Here is a 24845-nt window from a genome sequence, read left to right on the forward strand (position 1 = left end):
CAAAGGCTCCCGAGCTATTGGGCGTTGGGCCGAGAGCCTTCCCGCGCCGCCCTCTCCATCGCCTCCAGCTGCGCCAGCATCGGCATCGGATCCACCCCCACCGACCCAGGCAGAAAGTCGGCAATCCGCTCCGGCGTCCAGGAGCCCTCGCAGTAAGCCGAACGCAGTTCCCTCGGCTGGGCCCACACCGCGATCTTGGGCCCCGCAACGGTGTACACCTGCCCGGTCACCCCCGCCTCGCGGGCCCGCTCGGACAGCAGATAGACCACCAGCGCGGCCACGTCCTCCGGCTCGCCGATCTCCTTCAGCTCCATGGGAACCCCCGCCGACATCCGCGTACGAGCCACCGGAGCCACCGCGTTCGCGCTCACCCCGTACTTGTTCAGGCCCAGCGCGGCGCTCCGCACCAGCGAGATGATCCCGCCCTTCGCCGCGCTGTAGTTGGCCTGCGACACCGAGCCCTGGTGGTTGCCGCTGGTGAAGCCGATGAGCGTGCCGGACCGCTGCTTGCGCATGACCGCCGAGGCCGCGCGGAACACCGTGAAGGTGCCCTTGAGGTGGGTGGCGACGACGGGGTCCCACTCCTCCTCGGTCATGTTGAACAGCATCCGCTCGCGCAGGATCCCGGCCACGCAGACGGCCCCGTCGAGCCGGCCGTACGACGACAGGGCGGCGTCGACGACCCGCTGCCCGCCCGCCATCGTGGAGATGTCGTCGGCCACCGCGACCGCGTCGCCGCCCGTCGCCTCGATCTCCTTGACCACCGCCTCGGCGACCTCGCTGGTCGGTGCGGTGCCGTCGGTGGACACGCCGTGGTCGTTGACGACGACCCGGGCGCCCTCGGCCGCCGCGGCGAGGGCGACGGCCCGGCCGATGCCCCGTCCGGCGCCCGTCACGGCGACGACCTTGCCTGCCAAGAAGTTCCCCACGCCCGGCCCCTTCCCGTGGTTTCTGACGGACCGTTAGATTTTATGGCGCGTCGGACCGTGAAGGACAAGCCCCGGGGAGGCCCCGATGTCACTGCCGGACGAGTTCCACGACATCGCCAAGCGTGTGAACAACTGGGGGCGTTGGGGGGCGGACGACGAGATCGGCACCCTGAACCTGATCACCGACGAGGTGGTGCGCGAGGCGGCGGCGACGGTCCGCACCGGCCGCCGTGTGCCGCTCGCGCTGGCGCTGCGCGAGGACGGTGTGCAGACCGGGATGATCCCGGGGCGGGTCAATCCGCTGCACGCGATGGTGCAGATCAACCAGGAGATCTTCGGGCCGGGGACGGTGGCGTGCAGCGACGACGCGGTGACGATGGGGCTGCAGGCGGCGACCCACTGGGACGCGCTGACCCATGTCTCGCACTCCGGGAAGCTCTACAACGGCCGTCCCGCGCACACCGTCACCGCGCACGGCGGCGCCGAGTTCAGCGGGATCGACAAGGCGCGGCACATCGTCTCGCGCGGGGTGCTGCTCGACGTGGCACGCGCGCGTGGCGTGGACCGGCTCGACGGCGGGCACGCGGTCACCCCGGAGGATCTGGAGGCGGCCGAGGAGTTCGCCGGTACGCGGGTGCGGGCCGGTGACATCGTGCTGGTGCGGACCGGACAGGTCCAGGTGTATCTCGCCGGGGACAAGCGCGGGTACGGCTATCCGTCGCCGGGTCTTTCGGTGCGCACCCCGGAGTGGTTCCACGCGCGCGATGTCGCGGCCGTCGCGAACGACACGCTCACCTTCGAGATATTTCCGCCCGAGATCGAGAATCTGTGGCTGCCCGTGCACGCCCTGGATCTGGTGGAGATGGGGATGCTCCAGGGCCAGAACTGGAATCTCGAAGAGTTGTCCACAGCCTGTGGAGAAGCGGGGCGGTACGCGTTCCTGCTGTCGGCCATGCCCGAGCCGTTCGTAGGGGCGACGGGAACTCCGGTGGCGCCGGTGGCCGTTCTCTGAGCCGCCCTCCGCGCCGTTGCGCGCGGCCCTCGGTTGCTCCGGTTGGCGGCGCGGGCACCGTCTCACGCGCCGCCATCCGGTTCGACCCACACTCGACGAGGGCTTCCGTCACCGAGGCCCTCGCCGTCCCCTCGCGGCGAATCGCTGAGCACAAGCGTGATCAAACGGTCACGAGGCGTCAACACCGGTACGGCGATTTATTGCTTAACATCCTGTTTGGAACTGCCGCGCACGGATGCACACCCGGCGCATCACCGTGCACCGGAACTACACGGCTTCGAAGGCCAGCCCCTCGAACTCGGCGACCCCGCCCCCGTACGCCGCCGTGCTCTCCCCGCGCTCGGCGCAACGGTCCAGTTCGCACCAGATGCGCTTGCCGGCGCCGTCGGGGCTCCAGCCCCAGCGGTCGGCGAGGCCGTCGACGAGCGCCAGGCCGCGCCCCCCGGTCGCGTTCCCGTCCACACACCGCGGCACCGGGGCGCGGTTGCTGGTGTCGGCCACCTCCAGGCGCACCGTCGCCGACTCGACCTCCACCGAGGGCAGCGACAGCCGCAGCACGGCCGGACAGCCGGTGTGCACCACGGCGTTGGTGACCAGTTCGGAGACGAGCAGGATCAGGATCTCGGCCAGCGGCTCGTCCGCCGCTATCCCGGACCCGGCGAGCCGCGAGCGGGCCCACCTCCTGGCCCGTCCCACCTCCGCGGGGTCGGGCCGGATCTCCAGCTGCACTTGAAGCACCTGCACCGCTCACACCATCCGAACCGGCGGACACATGACCCCACGCCACGCGAACGCCACGACGAGGGTCGCGACGAGCACCACGACGAGGGCCACGATCGTAGCCATTTTCTGCATGGCCAGAACAACGGCCAGAGCAAGGGTCACGGAACGTGATTCCCTTACGAGACAGCATGGTTGACGTACAGTCACCCCAACAAGCGCTTCGGGCATATTCCAGCGCGAAGGAGTACGCGTGCGGCATACTGTGCGACGCTCGTTCAGGGGAGTCGAACGGGCGGGGGAACAAGCCCTTACCGCCCTGCAAGCGGCGGCGCGCACCGCCGAACGCGGGGCCGCCCCAGGGGCGACACCGGCATGGCGCGTGCTCGGAACCACTCGCATCCCACAGAAGGTACCGGAGCGGACAGCCGACTCCAGGCCGTGACGAGTCACGCGTTGGACACAACCCGGTATCAACGCTCCGTAGTTCCGGTATGCCACGATCCGCGACATCCGTCGCACCCGCCACACGGTTGCCGCAGCCCAGGGGCGGTTCGGGTGTCTCAGCGCAGCAGATCCAGGGCGAGCAGCTCCTCACTCTCCGTTACTCTGCCGCCACGCTGTGCCCGCACCCAGGCCCGCTTCAGATGCAGATGCACCTCGGCCTCCCAGGTGAAGCCCATGCCGCCGTGCACCTGGAGGCAGTCGCGGGCGCCGCGTTCGGCGGCCTCGTCGGCGAGCAGCCGGGCCGCCGCGATGTCCACCGGGTCGGCGGTGACGGCGGCCGCGTAGACGGCCGCCCGGGCCGTCTCGGCGCGTACCAGCATCTCCGCGCACAGGTGTTTGACCGCCTGGAAGGCCCCGATCGGCTGCCCGAACTGCTCTCGCGTCCGGGCGTGGCGCACGGCGAGCTCGCACGCGCGCGTGGCCGTGCCGAGTTGTTCGGCGGCGGTGAGGAGCACGGCGACGGGGTCGGTGGCGGCCGGGAGGGCGTCCGGGACCCGGTGCAGCGGGGTCAGCGGGTCCACCGACCGCAGCGGCACGGCCCCGGAGGCGTCCCCGAGCACCACGTCGGCCTCCCTCAGCCACTCCACCGGGCCGCCGTCGACGGCGGTCACGACGGTCTGCCCGGTCGCCGCGCCTGCCACGGTCCCGGCCGCGAGATGCGTGGCCACCAGCGGCCCGGGCAGCAGCGCCCGCCCGGCCTCCTCGAAGGCCAACACGGTCTCGGGCAGACCGAGTCCGACCCCGCCCCGGGCCTCCGGCAGCCGCAGCGCGAAGAAGCCCGCCTCGCCCAGCTCGCGCCACAGCGCACGGTCCAGGCCCGGTTCGGCCACGGCCGCCCGCAGCGCGTCCGCGTCGAAGCGCCGGGCCAGCAGCTGCCGTACACCGTCGCGCAACGCGCGCTGGTCCTCGGTGAGTTGGAAGCGCATGGTGCGTGTCACCGCCCCTTCGGCAGTCCGAGGATGCGTTCGGCCACGATGTTCCGCTGGATCTGCGAGGTGCCGGCGGCGATGGTGTACGAGAGGGAGGAGAGGCGGTCGAGGACCCAGGGCCGGCCGAGGTCGAGGGACTCCGCGCCGAGTACGTCCGCCGCCGCGTCGTACAGCTCCTGGCGGGCGTGCGAGTACCTGAGCTTGAAGACGGAGCCGCCGATGCCCGGCACCCCGCCGCCCGTCTCCGCCTCGCTCACGTTCCACTGCGTCAGCCGCCACAGCGCCCGGAACTCGGCGTTCAGCCGGCCCAGCCGGCGCCGCAGCACCGGATCGTCCCAGCGGCCGTTCTTGCGGGCCTCACGGGCCAGTTCGCACAGGACCCGGCGGCAGGCGACCACCTCGCCGACGAAGGCCGTGCCGCGCTCGAAGGACAGCGTCACCATGGTCACCCGCCAGCCGTCGTTCTCGGCGCCCACCCGGTTGGCCACCGGCACCCGCACCTCGTCCAGGAACACCTCCGCGAACTCCGCCGACCCGGCGAGGGTGCGCAGCGGACGTACCGTGATGCCCGGCGCGTCCATGGGCATGGCCAGCCAGGTGATGCCCCGGTGTCTGGGCGCCGCGGGGTCGGTGCGCACCAACAGCTCGCACCAGTCGGCGACTTCCGCGTGCGAGGTCCAGATCTTGGACCCGCTCACCACGTAGTGGTCGCCGTCCCGCCACGCGCGCGTGCGCAGTGCGGCGAGGTCGGAGCCGGCGTCCGGCTCGCTGAACCCCTGGCACCACACCTCGTCGCCGCGCAGCACGGGCGGCAGCCAGCGGGCCCGCTGCTCGGGCGTCCCCTCGGCGGCGATCGTCGGTCCGGCGTGCAGCAGCCCGACGAAGTTCGCCCCGACGTAGGGCGCGCCCGCCCGTTCCGTCTCCTCCAGGAAGATCAGGCGGACGCTCGGTGATCCGTCCCAGTGCACCTCCGCGTACCCGGCGTCGTACAGCGCCCGCTGCCACCCGAGGTCGTACGCGCGCCGGGCCGGCCAGTCGTCGGGGGACGGCTTCGGGGGCAGGCCGGGCAGCACCTCGGCCAGCCACTCCCGCAGCCGGGCCCGGAAGTCCTCCTCCTCGGGCGTGTACGACAGGTCCATTCCGGCCCCCACTTATCTGATGCTTCGTCAGATACTTGGGGCAGGCTAGCCCCGCGCCTCTGGACCGACAAGGCGCCCGGCCCTACGCTCTGCCGCACGATCTGACGTAGCGTCAGCTTGACGGAGGGTGCCGGGATGAACGCCACCGCACACGAACTGAGCACGTCCCGCACGCTCTGCGACCTGGTCGTGCGACGCGCCGAACTCACCCCCGACCGGCCGGTGTTCCTCCAGGACGACCGGGCGCTGACCTTCGGGGAGCTGCGCGGGCGCGCCGAGCGGGTGGCGGCGGGCCTGTACGGCATGGGGGTGCGGCCCGGCACGGTCGTCGCCTGGCAGCTGCCCACCAGGATCGAGACGGCCGTGCTGTCGTTCGCGCTGGCCCGGCTGGGCGCCGTGCAGTCCCCGGTCATCCCGTTCTACCGGGACCGGGAGGTCGGCTTCGCGCTGCGGGAGTCCAGGGCGGAGTTCTTCGCCGTACCGGGCACCTGGCGGGGCTTCGACCACACGGAGATGGCGCGGCGGCTGGGCGCGAAGGGCGTCTTCGAGGCGTACGACGCCCTGCCCGACGGCGATCCCGGGGTGCTCCCCGCCCCGCCCGCAGAGGGCACCTCGGTCCGCTGGATCTACTGGACCTCGGGGACCACCTCCGACCCCAAGGGCGTCCTGCACACCGACCGCTCACTGATCGCGGGGGGCTCCTGCCTCGCCCACGCCCTGCATCTGTCGGCGGCGGACGTGGGCTCGATGGCGTTCCCGTACGCGCACATCGCCGGGCCCGACTACACGGTGATGCTCCTGCTCTACGGCTTCCCCGCGGTGATGTTCGAGCAGTTCGCGCTGCCCCAGGCACTGGAGGGGTACCGCAGGCACGGGGTGACGGTGGCGGGCGGGTCGACGGCGTTCTACTCGATGTTCCTCGCCGAGCAGCGCAAACAGCCGGGCGAGAAGGTGATCCCGACGCTGCGGCTGCTCGCGGGCGGCGGGGCGCCGAAGCCGCCGGAGGTGTACCACTCGGTGGTCCGCGAGATGGGGGTGCAGCTCACGCACGGGTACGGCATGACGGAAGTTCCGATGATCACCATGGGGTCGCCGGACGACACGGCCGAGAACCTCGCGACGACGGAGGGGCGGCCGCCGCGGGGGATGGAGATCCGGATCGTCGACGGGGAGGTGCGGTTGCGCGGGGAGGCGGTCTGCCAGGGGTATCTGGACCCGGCGCAGACGGCGGAGGCCTTCGACGAGGAGGGCTTCCTGCGCACCGGCGACCTCGGGCAGCTGACCGGCAGCGGTCATCTGGTGCTGACGGGCCGGTCCAAGGACGTGATCATCCGCAAGGGCGAGAACATCTCCGCGAAGGAGATCGAGGACCTGCTGCACCGGCACCCGGCCGTCGGGGACGTGGCGGTCATCGGCCTGCCGGATGCCGAGCGCGGGGAGCGGGTGTGCGCGGTGATAGAGGCGGCGGCGCAGCCGGCGGAGGCCGCCGGGCTGACCCTGGACGCGGTGACCTCGTATCTGCGCGCGGAAGGGCTGTCGGTGCACAAGCTGCCGGAGCAGTTGGAGGTGGTGGACGCCCTTCCGCGCAACGAGACCCTGCGGAAGGTGCTCAAGTACAAGCTGCGGGAGCGCTATTCGGACACGGTGAAGTAGCGGGCGACCGCGGGCACGATCTCCGCCTCGCCCACCCGGCCGTCGCCGTCGGTGTCGAGCGCGCCGGCGGTCGACCGGGCGATGTCGTCCTGCACCCCGAGGGTCCTGAGCACCCGCGCGGTGTCCTCCACGGTGGCCGTGCCGTCCGGGGCGGCGGCGAGGTCCAGGGCCGCGTGCAGGAAGGGGCGGGCGATCTCGGCGAACCGGTCGGGGTTGTCGTGCAGCCGCTTGACCGCGCCGTTCACGAACTCCTCGCGAGTGATGCGCTGGTCGCCGTCGCGGTCCGCGATGCCCGCCATGCCCTGCCAGAACGCCTCGGCGCCCGCGTACAGGGCCTGCCCCTTGTCGGATCTGGCCGCGGTCCCGAACTCGGCGAGCAGCGCCTTGGCCGCTCCGCTGAAGTCCTCCCGGTCGATCCAGCCGTTGCCGTCCTGGTCGAAGGTGGCGAACCGGGCGGCGATCCTTCGCTCGTACTCGCTGCTGACCATGTCTCTTCGGGCCGCCTTACGTCACGTCGGGGTACGTCTGACCGGGAGCGTACGACGCTCCGCCCCACCTGGGGACGGAAAACCTACGGTTGTGCCAAGACCGGGGGAATTCCGGGACAACAGTGTGGCAGTGGCTTGATCCCGCGGACTCAGGCCGACAGTGGTTCCGTGTCCTCCGTCGTGGCGGATTCCAGGTCCGGGTAGACGTCGAACAGGCGGCGGACGCCCAGTGCGGCGAAGACCCGGTTGACGTGGGAGCCGTCCGCCGTGCCCAGGGCGGGGAGGATCAGCCGTAGTCTGCCCCGGCAGGAGCGGATCAGGCGGCGGGCGGCGATCAGTACGCCGACGCCGCTGGAGTCGCAGAAGAAGACCTCGGAGAGGTCGAGGACCAGCTCGTGATGGCCCTCGGCCACCACGTCGTGCACCCGCTGCCGCAGCACCGGTGATGTCACCAGGTCCAGTTCGCCCGACACCCGGAGCACGGCCCAGTCGCCCCGCTCGATGCCGGTCACCTTGAATGCCACGGCCCAGCCCTCCGCTCGCCGGATCTCATGGAACCGCCCGGAAATGGAAGCAGTTCCTACGTTTCTTTCCGCGCGGCTGCCCAGCGGCCGTTCCCTGAAACACCAGGTAACAAACCGATGGCGATCGACAAGGGTCTTGTTTCGGTCACTATCGATCCTGTTCGATCGGAAGGAGATTGGGCAGCAGCACAGCGACCCCTTATCACCCGCGGCCTCTCAGGGGGCGCACATTGGCACAAAGGGGCGTGCGTTCCCGAAGGTGCCGACTACATTCGAGGAGACGGTGGACACAGGCTGGACGCGGACATGGGGAGGAGGCCGGATGGCGAAGAAGGACGCACCGCCCCGCTGGGACCGCAAGATGCAGCAGCGGCTCGCCCGCGGCGAGGCGGCCGCCCTCGGTGAGCTCTACGACCGCTTCGCCTCGCTCGTGCACGGCCTCGCCCACCGCGTCCTCGGCGACGAACGCGCCGCCGACGGCATCACCCGTGACGTCTTCGCGCACGTCTGGGAGCACCCGGACACCTACGACCCCAGGCAGGGCCCCCTGCGCTCCTGGGTCGCCGCGCTGACCCACCGGCTCGCCGTACAGCGGCTGCGCGCCACCGAGACCGCCGCGCTCACCCGCGGCGACACCGGCTCCACGGAGGAACTGGAGCGCAAGGTGCACCACGCCTCGGTCGCCGCCCGCGCCGACTACATCGTCCACTCCATGCCCACCCCGCTGCGCGCCGCCCTGGAGCTGGCCTACTTCCAGCGCCGCGACTACCGCCAGACCGCCGTCGACCTCGGCGTCACCGAGGACGAGGCCCGCCGCCGGCTCCGCCTGGGCCTGCAGCTGCTGTCCACCGCCCACGACGCCGGCCGGCCGCGGGGATACGGGGGTGCGCTGTGAGCGGAGCGGGACGCTTCGAGGCGTACGACGAGAACGAGGGCTACGACGGCCCCTTCGAGGACGACTTCCAGGACGGCTCCGAGGACGAGAACGGGCCCGGCACACAGGACGACGGTCAGGGCGCCGCAAGCGGCGACGCACGGCCGTCGGAGCCGGGCGGCCCCGGCGGGAACGGCGGCGGCAACGGCGGGAGCGGCGACGGCAGGAACCCGGACCGGCCGCCCCGCATACCGATGCCCCGGATCTCCGTCGAGGACAGCGGGCTGCCGCTGCCCGAGCCCTCGGTCATCACACCGGCCCCACTGGTGCTGCCGCACGACGTCCTGAAGTCGCTGCTCGGAGCGTGGGCGCTGGCCGCCTGCTCGGCCGCGGAGGCGGCGGCCGTCGAGGAGCACCTCGGCGAGTGCGGCACGTGCGCGGACGAGGCGCTGCGGCTGCGGGCGGCGGTCGGTCTGCTGCACCAGCCGGAGAGCCTGGACCTGGACCCGACACTGCGCACCCGGGTCCTGGAGAGCTGCCTGGAGCTCCGGCAACCGGCCATCCCGGTGCCCGAGTGGACGACACCGTACGACGCCGAGACCGCCCGTCTCGACGCGCTGCTCCAGGACATCGGCGACTCCGAGTGGCACGCGCCGGTGCGGCTGCGGTGGTTCGAGCGCGACGTGGCGACGAGCCGCCGTACGACGGTCGCCGGGGTGATCGCGCACCTGATGTCGGTCGACGGCCTGGTCGCGGTCGCGTTGGGCCTCGACGACCCGCTGGGCGAGGCGGAGGGAGAGACCCCGCTGACCCCGGCCGCCCGCACCGAGGCGTTCTGGACGGCCTCGCGCTTCCCGCCGACCCGCTCCGTGCGGGCGCCGTGGCGGGAGCAGAGCCACAGCATCGTACGGACCGTGTCCTTCACCGGCGGCGGCGGACAACTGCCCGTCCCGTACGGCGACTTCGAGCTGCCGCTGCGCGACGCGATGCTCGACCGGGCCTTCGAGTGCTGGGTGCACGCGGACGACATCGCGGAGGCCGTGGACTACCCGTACGAAACGCCCTCGCCGCGCCATCTGAACCAGATGGTCGACCTGGCGGCCCGAATGCTGCCGGCCGTGCTCGCGGCCAGACGCCGCGCGGGCCTGGCCTCGCCCGGCACGGCCCGCCATCTGGTCACCGCGGGCGCGCCCGGCCGCAGCCTGCGCCTGGAGATCGAGGGCTTGGGCGGCGGCGAGTGGCTGATCCCGCTCGACGCCCCGGGAGCGGTGGGCTCCGCCGAGCACGAGGTGGCCCATGTCGCCCTGGACGGCGCCGAGTTCTGCCGGTTGGCCGCGGGCCACGTGTCTCCTGCGGAGGCTGCGGCGGGTCAGGTCGGTGACCGGGAGGCGATCAGGGATGTGCTCTTTGCCGCGGCATCCTTGAGCCGGATGTAGGGGTGGGTGCGGTTCGTCGGCGGCTGCGGGTGCGTGGGGGTCGTTCGCGCAGTTCCCCGCGCCCCTTTGCAGTGGCCGCACGTCAAAGGGGCGCGGGGCGCTGCGCGAACAGTCACATACGACCCGCAGCCGCCCGTGAAGCAGACCCCCCGAGTTCCTAGGCGAACACGACCGTCCGGCGCCCGTTGAGCAGGATCCTGCGCTCCGCATGCCACTTGACGGCCCGCGCCAGCGCCTGGCACTCCACGTCGCGGCCGATGGCGACCAGTTGGTCCGGAGTGACGTCGTGGCCGACGCGCTCGACCTCCTGCTCGATGATCGGGCCCTCGTCGAGGTCGGCGGTGACGTAGTGCGCCGTGGCGCCGATCAGCTTCACGCCCCGCGCATGCGCCTGGTGGTACGGCTTGGCGCCCTTGAAGCTCGGCAGGAAGGAGTGGTGGATGTTGATGATCTTGCCGCTGAGCTGCTTGCACAGATCGTCCGAGAGGACCTGCATATAGCGGGCGAGGACGACCAGCTCGACGTTCCGCTCGCGGACGAGCTCCAGCAGCTGCGCCTCGGCCTGCGCCTTGGTGTCCTTGGTGACCGGAATGTGATGGAAGGGAATGTTGTACGACCCCACCAGCTCGGCAAAGTCCGTGTGGTTGGAGACCACAGCCGCGATCTCCACCGGAAGCGCACCGATACGGGCGCGGAACAGCAGGTCGTTCAGGCAGTGGCCGAACTTGCTGACCATCAGGACGATGCGCATCTTCTCGTCGGCCCGGTTGATCTGCCAGTCCATCTGGAAGGAGTCACCGATCGCCGCGAAGCTCGCCCGCAGCTTGTCCACCGTCACCGGCGGCTCCGCCGAGAAGTGGACGCGCATGAAGAACAGTCCCGTGTCGTGGTCGCCGAACTGCTGGCTGTCCTCGATGTTGCAGCCGGTCATGAACAGATAGCTCGACACGGCGTGCACGATGCCCTGCTTGTCCGGGCAGGAAAGGGTGAGGACGTACTGGTCGGCGGGGGCCGCGGCTCGGCCGGACTGCTCACTCATGCAGCACAGGGTCCCATATCGGCCCTGCCCCGCGGGCCTCGGTCCGCTACGCGGACCGCGTCATTATCCGCAGTACCTCAAGGCTCCGCGGCGGCGTGTCCGGGTCCTCCCCGTCGCTCGCCGACATCCGGACGTGCGCGTCCCGTGCCGCCCGCACCGCCTCCGGCCACGCGTGGTGCTCGACATAGGCCTGGACCGGCGCGTCGGGACCGACCTGGTGCATGATCCGCAGCACCCGCAGCACGGCGGTGTCGACGAGCGCCGCCTCCTGCGAGTCCCGGAAGATCGTGCCGACGTACTTCTCGGCGGACCAGCTGTCCAGCCAGGTGTCCTCCACCAGCCGGTACACGGCGTCGGTCACGTCGCCGTACCCGTCCACGCCCGCCAGCCAGACCTCGCGCTGGAAGACCGGATCGGAGAGCATGTGCAGCGCGGAGCGCACATTGCTGCGCCAGCGCCACCACGGCATGTCGTTGAGTGGCATGCCGCCCATGGTGGATGAGCGACGGCCGCGACGGGAAGAGTTCTCCGAACCTTGCACGGTCACCGATCGTACGTTCTTCGCCCCGGGCGTCTCATCGGCCCCCGTAATTCACCTGGACGTCACCCTTCGTTGACCAAGGGTCACTCCCGGGTTAGTGATGTGACGGAATCGTGCGTGTCCATGACCGGCAGGCGATACTCGCGCAGCACCTTCCTCCCCGTCTTCACCCGCCCCGTCAGAAGAGCCACCGCACTTTCCGCGGGCGCTCTGGTGGCGTGTGCCGCGCTGACCGCCGGTTGCGGGGTCATCCCCGGTGCCACGGGGGGCTCCGGGGGTGACCCGATCAAGGTCATGACCTGGGCGCCGGAGAACACCAACGCCACCAACAAGCCGGGCATGCCCGCCATGGCCGCGGCGTACGCCCGCTGGATCAACGCCCGCGGCGGCATCAACGGCCGCAAGCTCAAGGTCCTGTACTGCAACGACCACAACGACAGCGTCGACGCCGCGAAGTGCGCACAGCGCGCGGTCGACGAGAACGTGGTGGCGGTCGTCGGCTCCTACAGCCAGTTCGGCGACACCTACCTGGCCCCGCTGGAGAGCGCGGGCATCCCGTACATCGGCGGGTACGGCGTGACGAACGACGAGTTCACCAGCGTCACGTCCTATCCGGTCAACGGCGGCCAGCCGACGCTCCTGGCCGGCCTCGGCAAGGCGCTCGCCGCGAACTGCGGCCCCGTGACGCTGGTCCGGCCCGACAGCATCGCGGGCGACGAGCTGCCCCCGCTGCTCGACTCGGGCCTGAGGTCGGGCGGGCACACGCCGGCCGACGACCTGCTCGCGGCCGAGGACTCCACCGAGTACGGCGTGCCCTCGGAGCGGGCCCTTCAGGCGTCGACCAAGGACCCGGTGAAGAAGGGGTGCGTGGTCCCCGCGCTCGGGGAGCGCACGGACACCTTCATGGACTCCTTCCGGCGTGCCCGCGAGGAATTTCCGTCGGTGAAGACCGCGACCGTCCTCGGCAGCGTCGACCAGACGGTGATCAACTCGACGGGCGGGGCGAACAGCCCGTACGAGGGGTCCTACATCACCGGCTGGTACCCGGTGACCTCCGACGCCCGCTGGAACCGGATGAAGAAGGTGATCAACGAGGAGGCCTTCGGCGACAACCGCATCGACCCCGCGGACGCCGGAGTGCAGACCACGTGGATCGCGTACACCGTCCTGAAGGCCGTCCTGGAGCGGATCGGCACCGGTGAGGTGAGCGCGGACACCGTGCGCCGGACCCTCGACGACGGCCTCAAGGTCACCACGGGCGGCCTCACCCCGACGCTCCAGTGGCAGCGCTACACGGGCAAGCTCGCCGGCGTCGGCTTCGCCCGCCTGGTCAACGCCGATGTGACCCTCCAGGTCGTACGGGAGGGCCGGCTGGTGTCGGCCAAGAAGAGCGGGGTCCTCGACGTGACGACGACGCTGGAGAACGCGGACCTCGGCTAGGGCCCGGCTAGGGCCTGTCCGGCGGATCAGGCCGGCTCCAGGCAACGGTCCCGCATCAGCACAGGTGAGCGGGGCCTGGTGCGTCCAGCTGCAAGGCGGAGGAGGGCGTCGACGCGATGGGGGTCCCCCCTGCTCGAAGAGCTTGGGGGAGGGCGTGCCATGCCCCGCGACTCCGGCGTGATCCGCCGGACAGGCCCTAAGGTCCTGCCGACGGAGGTCCCGGGGCCGTGCGGTCCCGGGCCCCCGCACGCTCAGAGCTGGGTCGGCTGGCGCTGGGTGAGGCCGTACTTCCTGGCGATCGCGTTCCACAGCTGCGCCGCCGTGACCTTCTGGGTGCTGGCGGTGCCGCTCTCGCGGTTGCCCGCCTGGGTCTGGCCGGTGCTGCGGGCCTGGCCGTGCTTGCAGCCGTGCTTACCGGAGACCTGGTCGGCCCAGGCCGCGTAGTGGTTGTCGGCCGCCGCGGACGCCTGCCAGGCCTTGTTGAGGGCGGCGGTCAGCGCGGCGTTGTTCGGCAGCTTGTCGACGGACAGCTTCGACAGCCGGGTGACCAGCTCGCCCCGCTGCTTGGCCGCGTTGCGCAGGTCCGAGGCGGCCGTGTCCAGGTTGTTGCAGGCCTTCACGTCGGCCACGGCCCTGATCACCGACGCCCGGCTGCTGCCGCTGTCGGCGAGCAGCTTGTCCAGCGCGACGGCCTGCTGCTGGGCCGGGTCGGCGGCCGCGGGCGAGGACTCGCCGGTCACCGGGGCCGAGGCGGCCACGTTCTTGTTGGCGTTGTTCTGGTCGCCGCCGCCACCGCCGCTGAGCATCGCGCCCGCGCCGACGCCGAGGACGGCGAGGCCGACACCGACGGCCGCGATGAGCGGCACCTTCGAGCCGCCACGGCCGCCGCGGCCGCGATCGTCGTCGTCATAGTCCGTGTAGTCCCCGCGCCGCCCGCCACCGGTTCCCGGCGAGGCGTACGAGGGCTGCCCGGGGTAGCCGCCCGGGGCGTCCTGGACACGCGGCAGCTGCTGCGTGGCTCCGGCCGGGGCGCCGCCCCCGGGCCCGCTGCGGAAGAGGTTGTCGAAGTCGGACGGCGGCACCCGGTCCCCGCCGCCGTACGGATCGGTCACCGGCGCGATGTACTGCGTGGCCTGGGCATCGGGGTGGGCGGCGGGCTGCGGCGCGCGCCCCAGGAACCGCGTCTCCTCGGAGGTGGCCTCGGGCGGCATCGCCCCCGCTGCCACCGGGGGTATGTACTGGGTCGCTCCCTCGTCCACGGGAGCGGGACCGGCCGCCGGGACCGGCGGTATGTACTGGGTGGCGCCCTCGTCGACGGGAGCGGCGGCCGGCGGGTAGGCGCCCGCTCCGGCGCCCTGCCCGGCGTACGCGTCGGGGACGGCCGGGGGCAGGGGCTGGGCGGCCCGGCCGTTCTGCGCGTACGGCTGCTGGTGCTGCTCGGAGCCGTAGGGCAGCTGGGGCTGGGAGCCGTACGGCTGCTGCTGGGAGCCGTAGGGCTGCGGTGAGCCGTAGCCCGCGTCCTGGCCGCCGCCGTACGTCGCGTGCGCGCCCTCCGGGGGCAGCGGACCGGCGCCGGGCGTGGCCGGGGCGCCCTGCGGGTTCCACGGGGCGGGCTGCTCCGGGGTCCCCCACTCCTGGGCCGCCGCGGGCGGCCAGCCCTCGCCGGGCCGGGGTGCCTGCTGCGGGTCGGGACCCCAGGGCTGACCCCAGGCCTGGCCACCGGTCGGGGCCGCGGCCGGGGGCGGGCCTGCCGGGGCTGCCGGACGTGGGGCGGGTCCGGCCGCCATTCCCGGCAGCACGGGATCGCCGCCGTCGGAGGGCAGCACGATGCCTTCGCGCGCGGGCTCGCCCTGTCCACTCTGCGTCACCGGGACTCCTACGAATGGGGGACTTTCGGAATCGTCCGGCAAACGCTACCGGGTCCCCAGAGCCGGGTGCTACGCAGCTCAATGCGCGATCTTGCTGCCTGTGACAGCAGTAACAAAAGCACCCTGTGGTGCGCTGTTCATGGCACCTCCTGTGTGTCCGCTGCGCATAAACGGGTCGTTTCCCGCACGTTCACGCAGCCACAGGGCGCTTGTTCACGCGGCCTGCTGCACGTCCAGCCGCGCTCCGAACTCCCGCACCACGGGCTCGTCGCGGTACGGCTCCAGCCGCTGCTGGAAGTCCTCCAGGTACTCCGCGCCCCGGTTGGAGCGGAGCGTCTCCAGGAGTTCGACCGCCTTCATGCCCGTACTGCACGCCTGTTCGATCTCGCGCTGCTGCACCTGCGCCGTGGCGAGCAGCACATAACCGATCGCCCGCCTGCGCGCCCGCTTCTCGGGATGCCCGGCCAGCGACTGCTCCGCGCACCGCGCCGCCGCCTCGGCCTGCCCGAGGTCACGGTGGCAGTGCGCCAGTTCGTCGGCCAGGTAGGCCTCGTCGAAGTGCGCGATCCAGGCCGGGTCGTCCCCGGAGTCGGCGTCCGCCGAGTCCATGGCGGTGATCGCCCGCCCGGACGCCACCTGGGCGGCCCGCGCGTCGCCCAGCAGGGCATGGCCGCGGGCCTCGGCCGCGAAGAACATCGCCTCCGCGCGCGGGGTCACGCGCCCCCGCGCCCCCTCCTGCGCCGCCCGTGCGAGCTGCGCGATCTCCCGCGGGTTTCCGAGCTGGGCCGCGAGGTGGCTCATGGAGGCGGCCAGCACATAGCCGCCGTACCCGCGGTCGCCCGCGGCCTGCGCCAGGCGCAGGGACTGGATGTAGTAGCGCTGGGCGAGCCCCGGCTGGCCGGTGTCGACGGCCATGTACCCGGCCAGCTCGGTCAGGCGGGCCACCGCGGCGAACAGGTCCCGGCCGACCGCCTCCCGGTAGGAGCCGGCGAGCAGCCCGGAGACGACGCTGTTGAGGTAGTGCACGACGACCGGGCGCACATGCCCGCTGCCGTACTGGTGGTCGAGGTCCGTCAGCGCCTGCGTCATCGCGCGGACGGCCGCCACGTCGGAGTGCCCCACGCGCGGTCCCGCCTGACGCGCCACCTGCGAGTCCGGCGCCGAGATCAGCCAGTCACGGCTCGGCTCGACGAGCGCGGACGCGGCGACGGAGGAGCCGGACAGGAAGTCCCGCCGGCCCACGTCGCTGCGCCACAGCTCGCAGACCTGCTCGATGGCCCCCAGTACCGTCGGCGAGAACTGGAGACCCACGCCCGAGGCGAGGTTCTTGCCGTTGGCCATGCCGATCTCGTCGATCGTGACCGTACGGCCCAGCTTGCGGCCGAGCGCCTCGGCGATGATCGCGGGCGCCCGGCCCCGCGGCTGCTGTCCGCGCAGCCAGCGCGCCACGGACGTCTTGTCGTAGCGCAGATCGAGACCGTGCTCGGCACCGCACATGTTGACCCGGCGGGCGAGCCCGGCGTTCGAGCACCCCGCCTCCTGGATGAGCGCCTGCAGCCGTTCGTTCGGCTGTCGCGCGACGAGAGGCCTCGCGGCCATGGCATAACCCCCTGCGAACCCCTGAAGCGGAAAGATCCGGCCGTGAAGATCGATGCCCCGCGGACATGACGAAAATGCGGGACATGCGAGGATTGCCGGGGTAAAGGCTGCTGCCGACCCCCACACGTGGCTACCCATCCCACGCCACGGTTCCTCCCGCGCGCCCCCGCTCATGCACCCATGCGCCCCGGCCGCCGAATCGATGCTCCTCCCCCGCGCGCGCTACGCCCGTAACTCCAGGTGAGCGCGGGAGTTGAGTGGAACGTGGACGAGACCATCGCAGGCACCGAAGCCGCCCAGATTCCGAAGCAGCGCGGGGAATCGCTGCTGGAGACCGCCGTACGCTACGCCGAGGAACGCCACTGGGACGTGTTCCCGGGCACCTGGCTGGAAGCCGTCGACGGGGTGCAGCGCTGCTCCTGCGACCACGTGGCGTGCGCCGCACCGGGGGCGCATCCCGAGCGCGCGGACTGGCAGACCCAGGCGACCGGCAGCGCGACCGTCGCCCGCCGGATGTGGCAGAAGCAGCCGGCGGCGTCGATCCTGCTGCCGACCGGCCGGACCTTCGACGCGCTGTCCGTCCCGGAGAGCGCCGGGTTCCTCGCGCTGGCCCGGATGGAGCGGATGCAGCTGACGCTGGGGCCGGTGACGCGCACCCCGGACCGGCGGATGCACTTCTTCGTGCTGCCTGGCGTGTCCTCGAAGGTGCCGGACTCGGTGCGCAGGCTCGGCTGGTCCCCGGGCTCGCTCGACCTGGTGGCACTCGGCGAGGGGGCGTATGTGGCCGCGCCGCCCACGCGGTTCGGGTCGGGCGGCGCCGTGCAGTGGGCCCGCCGGCCCACGTCCGCGAACCGGTGGCTGCCGGACGCGGAGGAGTTGATCTCGACGCTCGCCTATGCGTGCGGGCGGGATCGGTAGCGGTCCGCCTCCTTCTGCTCCCCCGTAGGGTTTCACCATGACGGACGGAGCAGTGGTGACAGCAGCGGCAGCCGTACGTGTGCGCGGGCTCTGGAAGCGGTTCGGGCAGCAGGTCGCGGTCGCCGGGATCGATCTGGAGCTGCCCGCGGGGAAGTTCATCGGACTCGTGGGACCCAACGGAGCCGGGAAGACCACCACCCTCTCCATGGTGACCGGGCTGCTCAGGCCCGATCAGGGGTCCGTCGAGGTCGTGGGCCACGACGTGTGGCGGGACCCGGTGGCGGTCAAGGCGCGGATCGGCGTCCTGCCCGAGGGGCTGCGGCTCTTCGAGCGGCTGTCGGGCCGGGAACTGCTCGGATACTCCGGGCGGTTGCGCGGGCTGCCGGGCGGCGAGGTCGACAAGCGGGCCACGCAGCTCCTCGACGTCCTCGATCTGGCCGGGGCCCAGCACAAGCTCGTCGTCGACTACTCGACCGGCATGCGCAAGAAGATCGGGCTCGCGGCCGCTCTCCTCCACAACCCCGAGGTCCTCTTCCTCGACGAGCCGTTCGAGGGGGTCGACCCGGTGTCCGCGCAGACCATCCGGGGCGTCCTGGAGCGGTACACGGCCTCCGGCGCCACCGTCGTCTTCTCCTCCCACGTCATGGAACTCGTCGAGTCGCTGTGCGACTGGGTCGCCGTGCTGGCGGCGGGAAGCATCCGCGCGACCGGCCCGCTGACCGAGGTGCGCGGCGCGCACCCCACCCTTCAGGGGGCGTTCCTGGAGCTCGTGGGCGCCCGGGGGCGCGATGCCGCCTCCGACCTCGACTGGCTGGGCGGCGGGGCCCGATGAGCGCCGTCACCTCCACCGTCGTACGGCTGAAGCTGTCCCTGCTGCGCAACGGGCTGCGGCAGTCGGGCGGGCGGCGGGCCGCGTTCGTCGCGTCGGCCGTCGTCGCGCTGCTGTTCGCGGCCCTGCAACTGCTCGGCCTGCTCGCCCTGCGCGGGCACGCGCACGCCGACGCCGTCGCCCTGCTGGGGACGTCGGTGCTGGCGCTGGGCTGGGCGGTGATGCCGCTGTTCTTCCCGGGCGGGGACGAGACCCTGGACCCGACCCGCCTGGTGATGCTGCCGCTTCGGCCGCGCCCGCTGGTACGGGCCCTGCTGGCGGCCTCGCTGGTCGGCATCGGGCCGCTGTTCACCCTGCTCCTGCTGGCGGGCTGCGTGCTCTCGGTGGCGCACGGGACGGCCGCCCACGTCACCGCCGTCGTGGGCGTCGCCTTGGCGCTGCTGGTCTGCGTGGCCCTCGCGCGCACCGTCGCCACCGCCAACGTACGGCTCCTGACCAGCCGCAAGGGCCGCGATCTGGCCGTGCTCAGCGGGCTGGTCATCGCGATCGGGGCGCAAGTGGTCAACTTCGGCGCCCAGCGCCTCGGTTCCGCCGGGCTCGGACAGCTGGCCCCGGTGGCCGACGTGCTGCGCTGGCTGCCGCCCGCGTCGGCGGTGGGCGCGGTGCACTCGGTGAGCGAGGGGGCGTACGGGACGGCGGCCACCCAACTGCTGCTCAGCGCGGCCGCGCTGGGGCTCCTGGTGGCGGTGTGGGCGCGCGGTCTGACCCGGCTGATGACTTCTCCCGACGGCTCTACCCTCCAGGCCGCCGACCCCAGCACTCGGGAACGCCCGGCCGGCGGCCTGGGGCGACTGCTCCCGGCCGGCCGCACCGGTACGGTCATGGAGCGCAGCCTGCGCTACATCTGGCGCGACCCCAAGACCAAGGCCGCCTGGGTGACCTCGCTCGCCATCGGTCTGATCGTCCCCGTGTTCAACGCGCTGCAGGGCACCGGCTCGATCTACTTCGCGTGCTTCGCCGCCGGGATGCTCGGCATCCAGATGTACAACCAGTTCGGCCAGGACACCTCCGCCTTCTGGATGGTGGCGATGGCCATCGCTTCGCCCCGGGACGCGTACGTCGAGCTGCGCGGCCGGGCGCTGGCCCTGCTGGTGATCACCCTGCCGTACGCGACGCTGGTGACCGTCCTGACCACGGCGATGCTCGGCGACTGGGCGCGGCTGCCCGAGGTGCTCGGGCTGTCCTTCGCGCTGCTCGGGGCGATGCTGGCGACCGGCGCGTGGACCTCGGCCCGCTTTCCTTACTCGATCCCGCAGGAGGGCCACAAGAACGTGGCCCCGGGCCAGGGGGGCCTCGCCTGGATCTCCATCTTCGGCGGCATGGTCGCGGCGGCCCTGCTGTGCGCCCCCGTCATCACCCTGACCATCTGGCTGAACGTGAGCGCCGACGGCGACGCGTGGACCTGGCTGCTGCTCCCGGTGGGCGCGGCGTACGGGGCCGGGATCACCGCGATCGGCCTGCGCCTGGCGGCCCCGCGGACGGCGGCGCACCTGCCGGAAATCCTGACGGCGGTGAGCAGGGGCTGACGGCGCCTGCAACCCCTTGGGGGCGCGGGGAACTGCGCGACAGGCCGCACACAACCCGCACCCGCCACAAACCAGAACCCCCCGAGCTCCCAGGCGCCCTCAGTCCACGCTCACCGCGTCCAGAAACGGCTCGATCGCCGCCCGCCAGGCCACCGGCTGGTCATAGTGGACGAGGTGCCCCGCATCGGCGACCTCGGCATACTCGCCCAGCGGCAGCACCCGCACCATCTCCTGCGCCTCCGCCCGGCCCAGCTCCCCGTCGAGGCCGCGCACGACGAGCGCGGGGCACCGGACCTGCGCGAGCTCCTCCCAGTGCGCGTCGTACACCCAGGTCTCCCGGGACTTGAGCATCTGCTCGGGCTCGAAGACGGGGCGCCATCCGTCGGGGGACTCCTGCATGACCTCGGCATAGAACTCCCCGCGCGCGGCGTTCGGCCGCTCCACCCAGGGGTCGCCCTCGCCGAACCACTTGCGTACGTCGGCGAGCGTGGCGAAGGGGACGGGCCAGGACTTGAACCAGTCGGCCCATTCGCGCTGCGAGGCCGCGCCGAGCGCGGAGGCCCGCATGTCACAGATGATCAGGCCCCGCACCAGGTCGGGGCGTTTGGCGGCGAGCTGCCAGGCGGTCAGCGCGCCCATGGCGTGGCCGATGAGGACGGCCGGGGCGAGGCCGAGCTGTTCGAGGGCGGCCTCGGCGTCCTCGACATAGGCCTCACGGGTGTACGCGGCCTGCGGGGGCTTGTCGCTCTGGCCGTGGCCGCGCTGGTCGAGGGCGACGGCGCGATGCCGCTCCGAGAGCCAGCGGGCGGTGGAGGCCCAGTGCGAGGCGCGACCCATCAGGCCGTGCAGTAACAGCACGCCGGGATGCGCCTGGTCCGGGTCCGTCTTGGGCGGGTCGGCGAACTCCCAGGCCGCGAGGCGTACGCCGCCGGCTCCCGTCACGTCGATGCGCCGTGCCATGGGCTGGCACCCCCCTAGCTCCGCTCGGACCGCTGCTGTCGTGCCGTCGTACCGCTGCGTTGCCTGTGTTCCGACCCCAGATTATCGAATGCCTATTCGAAAATTCTGCCTCTGCGGACAACACCCCTCAATCGAGTGACACCTTTTGAGGCATGATCGCCGCCATCGAGGGGATTTCTTCAGCGGGAGGCGGACCGCTCGGGGAAAACGGTCCGAGGGGGATGACCCTGAGAGCTCGGGGCTCCGGGTCAGCACAGGGGAGGACAGGCCCCGGCGCCACCAGGCGCCGGGGCCATCCACATGCCTGCGGCACATCCTCCCCGCCCCCCTCAGGTCATATGCCTCTCGCGACAGCCTTGCACGCGAAGCGCCCGAGCGCTGCGATTCGGCGCACTGAATCTTGGATTCGGCACGTTCGGCGGGGCGCCACAACTACCCCTTGCAGCACGGGAGTTGATGTATACGACGGTCGGGGCCGGTCAGCGCTTGGCGACGAAGACGTGCGAGGCGACGTCCGCCTCCAGCTCGGCCGCCTCACCGCCGCTGCCCACGAGCACACCGCCCGCCGACTCGGTGACGCTCACCACCGAACCGGGCTGCACACCCGCCCGGCGCAACGTGTACATCAGCTGGGCGTCGGTCTGGATGGGCTCACCGATCCGGCGGACGACGACCGTCTTGCCGTCGGAGCCCGGGTCGAGGTCGGCCAGCGACACCATGCCCTCGTCCAGGAACGGGTCGGCACCGTCCTTCTCGCCGAGCTCCTCCAGACCGGGGATCGGATTGCCGTACGGCGACTCGGTCGGGTGGCGCAGCAGCTCCAGCACGCGCCGCTCGACGGCCTCGCTCATCACGTGCTCCCAGCGACACGCCTCGGCGTGCACCTGCTCCCACTCCAGGCCGATCACGTCGACCAGCAGACACTCCGCGAGCCGGTGCTTGCGCATGACCCGCGTGGCCAGGCGGCGGCCCTCGTCGGTGAGCTCCAGATGGCGGTCGCTCGCGACGGACACGAGACCGTCGCGCTCCATCCGCGCGACCGTCTGGCTGACCGTCGGCCCGCTCTGGTCGAGCCGCTCCGCGATGCGGGCGCGCATGGGGACAACGCCTTCCTCTTCGAGTTCGAGGATGGTGCGGAGATACATCTCCGTGGTGTCGATCAGTCCGGACATTCGTGCCCCTCGATTACCTGCCGGAAGTCCGGCGCGTGCGCTGGCCCTGTCACCAATTCTGCCGGATCCCACTGACAACCGTGCCGCACCGGGAAAAGCGACCCGGCTGCGGGCAGTCGTGCCTCCCCCAAGCTCTTCGAGCAGGGGGGACCCCCAGGCGGCACGGGTGGGCGCGTTGGCACCCCGCACGCGCGGCAAGCGTCCCAACCCCCGGCCGTATTGACACCGCACTGGTCCAGACCGCACCGTGATCCGCGACACAGACGCTGCGAAGGGGCTCCGCATGAGCGACGGCACGCCGGCCGACCAGTTCTTCGACGCCGCCATCGGCCTGCTGCAACGGGCCCGCGACGAGGAGTCCGGGGCCGTCGCGGCCGCCGGCACCCTGCTCGCCGACACCGTCCAGGCCGGCGGCCGCCTGTTCGCCTTCGGCGCCGGCCACTCCTCCCTGGCCGCCCAGGACGTCGTCTACCGCGCCGGCGGCCTCGCCCTGATGAACCTGCTCGCCGTCCCGGGCGTCGTCGGCGTCGACGTCACCCCCGCCACCCTCGGCTCCGCCCTCGAACGCGTGGACGGACTCGCCACCGCCGTCCTGGACACCGCGCCGATCCGCTCCGGCGACGTCCTCGTGATCATCTCCCTCTCAGGCCGCAACTCCCTGCCCGTGGAGATGGCCATGAACGCCCGCGCCCTGGGCATCCGCGTCATCGGCGTGACATCGGTGGCGTACGCCTCGGAGACGAAGTCCCGGCACGCCTCGGGGACGTATCTGAAGGACCACTGCGACATCGTCCTCGACTCGAAGATCCCGGTCGGCGACGCGGAACTCACCCACGAGGCCATCCCGGCCCCCTTCGCCCCCGCGTCCACGGTCGTCACCGCCGCCCTCCTCCAGGCGGTCATGGCCACGACGGCCACCACGCTGGCCGACCGCGGTATCGAGCCCCCGCTCCTGCGCTCCGGCAACGTCGACGGCGGCCACGAGTGGAACAGCCGGATCATGGAGCAGTACCGCGACCGGATCTTCTACCGGCACTGACGCCCCCGACACACGGGCACGGGTACGACCGGACCGCGGCGGGCTACTTCTCCCCCAGCACCCCGGCCAGGTCCAGCGCCGTCCCGATCCGCACCGCCACGTCCTCCGCATACGTCGCGTCGTTCCGCTCGAAGCGGCTCCGCCCGGCCCCGCGCAGAAAGGTCACGACGCCCAGCGTCCGCCCCCGGCTGCGCAGCACCGCGCACAACGCGTGCACGGCGTCGCCCGGCCACTGCCGGGCCAGGGCCCACTCCCGGGCCTGCTCCGCCGGGACGGACCCGGCATCGGCCCGCACCGACCCGGCCCGCTCCACGCACTGCAGCGCGGGATGCCCCTGTTCGTAGCGCACGGGCAGCCCGGCGTGACCGGTGAGCACGCTCGGCCCAGGCGCCCCGGCGGGCGTCGCGGCCACCCGCACCAGCCGTACCGGCCCCGTCTCCCCGTCGGCCCGCGCCTCGCCCGCCACCCGGTCGATCAGCGCGTGGTCGGCGAAACCGGCGAGCGCGAAGTCGAGGTGCACGGTGACCGCCTCCGCCGGGTCCTCGCACTCGGCGGCCGCACGGGCCGCCCGGTGCAGCTGGTTGGCGCGGAAGCGCAGCGTCGCCGCTTCCTGCTCGCCCTGCTTGGCCTCGGTCACGTCCTGGAACAGCCAGCCGACCCCGAGCGGCACCGGCTCCTCCGCGAGCGGCGAGGCCAGCCGCAGGAACCCGCTCCGCCAGCAGCGCCGCTTCTCGCCCTCCGGCGTCCGCACGCTCACCCACATCTCGGCGGGCGCGGGCGGAGCGCCCTCGGCCAGCACGTGCGTGAGCGCGCTCTCCAGTTCCTCGACCCCCTGGGCGAGCAGCTCGCCGAGCGGCCGCCCCAGCACGGACGTGCGCCCGATGCCCAGCGCCCGGGCCGCGTGCGCGTTCACCACGGCGGGCCGCAGATCCGCGTCGACGAGCACGACACCCCAAGACGCGTCCTCGAACAGCGCCTCGCTGAGCGCGATGGACCGCTCCAGGTCTATCTGCGCGTGCACCTCGCTGAAGGCGCAGTACACACCGGCGGGCTTCCCGTCCGGACCGCGTACGGCGGCGGACTGCGTCCGTACGAGGACCCGGCCCCCGTCCTTCGTGACCAGCGCGAACTCATGCACCTGCCGGCCGGGGGCGTGCATCACTGACAGCAGCCGCTCCTCGATCTCCTCGGCGTCCGCCTCGCGCACCGCCCAGCCGGCGAACCCGTGCCTGCCCACCGCCTCGGCCGCGGTCCAGCCGAGGATGCGCTCCGCCTCACGGTTCCAGTGCGTCACCACCCCGTCCGCGTCGAAGGCGCACAGGGCCGCGTCCATCCCGTCCAGCAGGGCGGCCAGCAGATCGGAGCCGCCCGAGCCGTCCGGGCCGTCGTCGGCCACGGGTCCGCCGCCGGTGGGCTCGGGCTCGTCGGGCCCCAGCTCATCGGTGGTCCCACTACGCCGGGAAGCACTCACCTGGACCCCCTGCAGGCTGCGTCCGCACGTACGGCGCGAAAGTTTCGCTCACTCCCTTTCATTCAACTCGAACGTGACGCAGCACACACTTGGTTCCCACAAGATTGAAGGAATCGTTGTAACAGACCGCCGCGTCCCGAACCTGCCGCGAATCTGCCCCGAACCTGCCCCG

23 protein-coding genes are annotated in these 24845 nt (G+C 72.1%); 9 read left to right on the forward strand and 14 right to left on the reverse strand.

The features are described from left to right. Window positions 1-14 precede the first annotated feature (14 nt). Window positions 15-929 (reverse strand): SDR family oxidoreductase, encoded by a 915-nt coding sequence (locus AB0I54_RS24675; protein ID WP_363298305.1) that lies wholly within the window; start codon window positions 927-929, stop codon window positions 15-17. A gap of 85 nt (window positions 930-1014) precedes the next feature. Here AB0I54_RS24675 and AB0I54_RS24680 point away from each other — a divergent pair, with 85 nt between their 5' ends. After that, on the forward strand, window positions 1015-1941 hold the full coding sequence (locus AB0I54_RS24680; RefSeq protein ID WP_363298306.1) for a cyclase family protein: 927 nt from the start codon (window positions 1015-1017) through the stop codon (window positions 1939-1941). Between the two features lie 267 nt (window positions 1942-2208). Here AB0I54_RS24680 and AB0I54_RS24685 read toward each other — a convergent pair whose 3' ends face one another. From AB0I54_RS24685 to AB0I54_RS24700, 4 genes are all read right to left on the reverse strand, one after another. Then, window positions 2209-2670, reverse strand: coding sequence for an ATP-binding protein (locus AB0I54_RS24685; RefSeq protein WP_363298417.1), 462 nt, complete (start codon window positions 2668-2670; stop codon window positions 2209-2211). An 18-nt stretch (window positions 2671-2688) separates the two neighbouring features. After that, entirely contained in the window at window positions 2689-2826 is a 138-nt protein-coding gene (locus AB0I54_RS24690; RefSeq protein ID WP_363298307.1) for a hypothetical protein, read from the reverse strand. 398 nt (window positions 2827-3224) lie between these two features. Next, window positions 3225-4094, reverse strand: a complete 870-nt coding sequence (locus tag AB0I54_RS24695; protein ID WP_363298418.1) for an acyl-CoA dehydrogenase family protein — start codon at window positions 4092-4094, stop codon at window positions 3225-3227. 8 nt (window positions 4095-4102) lie between these two features. After that, a complete protein-coding gene (locus tag AB0I54_RS24700; RefSeq protein ID WP_363298419.1) occupies window positions 4103-5236 on the reverse strand; it encodes an acyl-CoA dehydrogenase family protein in 1134 nt (377 codons plus the stop codon). Window positions 5237-5371: 135 nt separating this feature from the next. Here AB0I54_RS24700 and AB0I54_RS24705 point away from each other — a divergent pair, with 135 nt between their 5' ends. Then, complete coding sequence (locus AB0I54_RS24705; RefSeq protein WP_363298308.1) at window positions 5372-6889, forward strand: AMP-binding protein; 1518 nt, start codon at window positions 5372-5374, stop codon at window positions 6887-6889. Here AB0I54_RS24705 and AB0I54_RS24710 read toward each other — a convergent pair. Continuing rightward, a complete protein-coding gene (locus AB0I54_RS24710; RefSeq protein WP_363298309.1) occupies window positions 6868-7377 on the reverse strand; it encodes an EF-hand domain-containing protein in 510 nt (169 codons plus the stop codon). The two genes, AB0I54_RS24705 and AB0I54_RS24710, sit on opposite strands and share 22 nt — an antisense overlap. Before the next feature lie 149 nt (window positions 7378-7526). Further along, complete coding sequence (locus AB0I54_RS24715; protein WP_363298310.1) at window positions 7527-7901, reverse strand: STAS domain-containing protein; 375 nt, start codon at window positions 7899-7901, stop codon at window positions 7527-7529. A gap of 322 nt (window positions 7902-8223) precedes the next feature. On the opposite strand from AB0I54_RS24715, the gene AB0I54_RS24720 reads away from it, so the two are divergent. Together AB0I54_RS24720 and AB0I54_RS24725 are read left to right on the forward strand one after the other, a co-directional pair. Next, a complete protein-coding gene (locus AB0I54_RS24720) occupies window positions 8224-8796 on the forward strand; it encodes a sigma-70 family RNA polymerase sigma factor (RefSeq protein ID WP_363298311.1) in 573 nt (190 codons plus the stop codon). Beyond that, on the forward strand, window positions 8793-10211 hold the full coding sequence (locus AB0I54_RS24725; RefSeq protein ID WP_363298312.1) for a zf-HC2 domain-containing protein: 1419 nt from the start codon (window positions 8793-8795) through the stop codon (window positions 10209-10211). Before AB0I54_RS24720 ends, AB0I54_RS24725 begins: the two co-directional genes overlap by 4 nt. A gap of 157 nt (window positions 10212-10368) precedes the next feature. Here the strand turns inward: AB0I54_RS24725 and purU are convergent, their stop codons facing one another. Both purU and AB0I54_RS24735 read right to left on the reverse strand, forming a co-directional pair. Then, on the reverse strand, window positions 10369-11250 hold the full coding sequence (purU, locus tag AB0I54_RS24730) for a formyltetrahydrofolate deformylase (protein ID WP_363298313.1): 882 nt from the start codon (window positions 11248-11250) through the stop codon (window positions 10369-10371). Between the two features lie 46 nt (window positions 11251-11296). Further along, entirely contained in the window at window positions 11297-11797 is a 501-nt protein-coding gene (locus tag AB0I54_RS24735) for a hypothetical protein (RefSeq protein ID WP_363298314.1), read from the reverse strand. A gap of 117 nt (window positions 11798-11914) precedes the next feature. Here AB0I54_RS24735 and AB0I54_RS24740 point away from each other — a divergent pair, with 117 nt between their 5' ends. Then, window positions 11915-13231, forward strand: a complete 1317-nt coding sequence (locus AB0I54_RS24740; protein WP_363298315.1) for an ABC transporter substrate-binding protein — start codon at window positions 11915-11917, stop codon at window positions 13229-13231. 251 nt (window positions 13232-13482) lie between these two features. Here AB0I54_RS24740 and AB0I54_RS24745 read toward each other — a convergent pair whose 3' ends face one another. Then, window positions 13483-15099, reverse strand: coding sequence for a hypothetical protein (locus AB0I54_RS24745; protein ID WP_363298316.1), 1617 nt, complete (start codon window positions 15097-15099; stop codon window positions 13483-13485). A gap of 213 nt (window positions 15100-15312) precedes the next feature. Next, entirely contained in the window at window positions 15313-16698 is a 1386-nt protein-coding gene (locus AB0I54_RS24750; protein WP_363298317.1) for a transcriptional regulator, read from the reverse strand. Between the two features lie 264 nt (window positions 16699-16962). Between AB0I54_RS24750 and AB0I54_RS24755 the strand changes: the two genes are divergently transcribed. The 3 genes from AB0I54_RS24755 to AB0I54_RS24765 are packed head-to-tail and all read left to right on the forward strand — an operon-like array spanning window position 16963 to window position 20031. After that, complete coding sequence (locus tag AB0I54_RS24755) at window positions 16963-17616, forward strand: bifunctional DNA primase/polymerase (RefSeq protein WP_363298318.1); 654 nt, start codon at window positions 16963-16965, stop codon at window positions 17614-17616. Window positions 17617-17653: 37 nt separating this feature from the next. After that, window positions 17654-18448, forward strand: a complete 795-nt coding sequence (locus AB0I54_RS24760) for an ABC transporter ATP-binding protein (RefSeq protein ID WP_363298319.1) — start codon at window positions 17654-17656, stop codon at window positions 18446-18448. Then, a complete protein-coding gene (locus AB0I54_RS24765) occupies window positions 18445-20031 on the forward strand; it encodes a transporter (RefSeq protein WP_363298320.1) in 1587 nt (528 codons plus the stop codon). The genes AB0I54_RS24760 and AB0I54_RS24765 overlap by 4 nt, the downstream gene beginning before the upstream one ends. Before the next feature lie 99 nt (window positions 20032-20130). Here the strand turns inward: AB0I54_RS24765 and AB0I54_RS24770 are convergent, their stop codons facing one another. Next, a complete protein-coding gene (locus AB0I54_RS24770) occupies window positions 20131-20991 on the reverse strand; it encodes an alpha/beta hydrolase (protein WP_363298321.1) in 861 nt (286 codons plus the stop codon). A gap of 479 nt (window positions 20992-21470) precedes the next feature. Next, a complete protein-coding gene (locus tag AB0I54_RS24775; protein WP_067120881.1) occupies window positions 21471-22163 on the reverse strand; it encodes a metal-dependent transcriptional regulator in 693 nt (230 codons plus the stop codon). Between the two features lie 283 nt (window positions 22164-22446). On the opposite strand from AB0I54_RS24775, the gene AB0I54_RS24780 reads away from it, so the two are divergent. Beyond that, window positions 22447-23202, forward strand: coding sequence for an SIS domain-containing protein (locus AB0I54_RS24780; protein ID WP_363298322.1), 756 nt, complete (start codon window positions 22447-22449; stop codon window positions 23200-23202). A gap of 43 nt (window positions 23203-23245) precedes the next feature. On the opposite strand, the gene AB0I54_RS24785 is transcribed toward AB0I54_RS24780, so the two are convergent. Beyond that, window positions 23246-24673 carry a PAS domain-containing protein gene (locus AB0I54_RS24785; protein WP_363298323.1) on the reverse strand — a complete coding sequence of 476 codons (1428 nt, stop codon included), beginning with the start codon at window positions 24671-24673 and terminating at the stop codon, window positions 23246-23248. Window positions 24674-24845: the final 172 nt, after the last annotated feature.

Origin of the sequence: Streptomyces sp. NPDC050625 (assembly GCF_040654755.1) — a bacterium.
Taxonomy (GTDB): domain Bacteria; phylum Actinomycetota; class Actinomycetes; order Streptomycetales; family Streptomycetaceae; genus Streptomyces.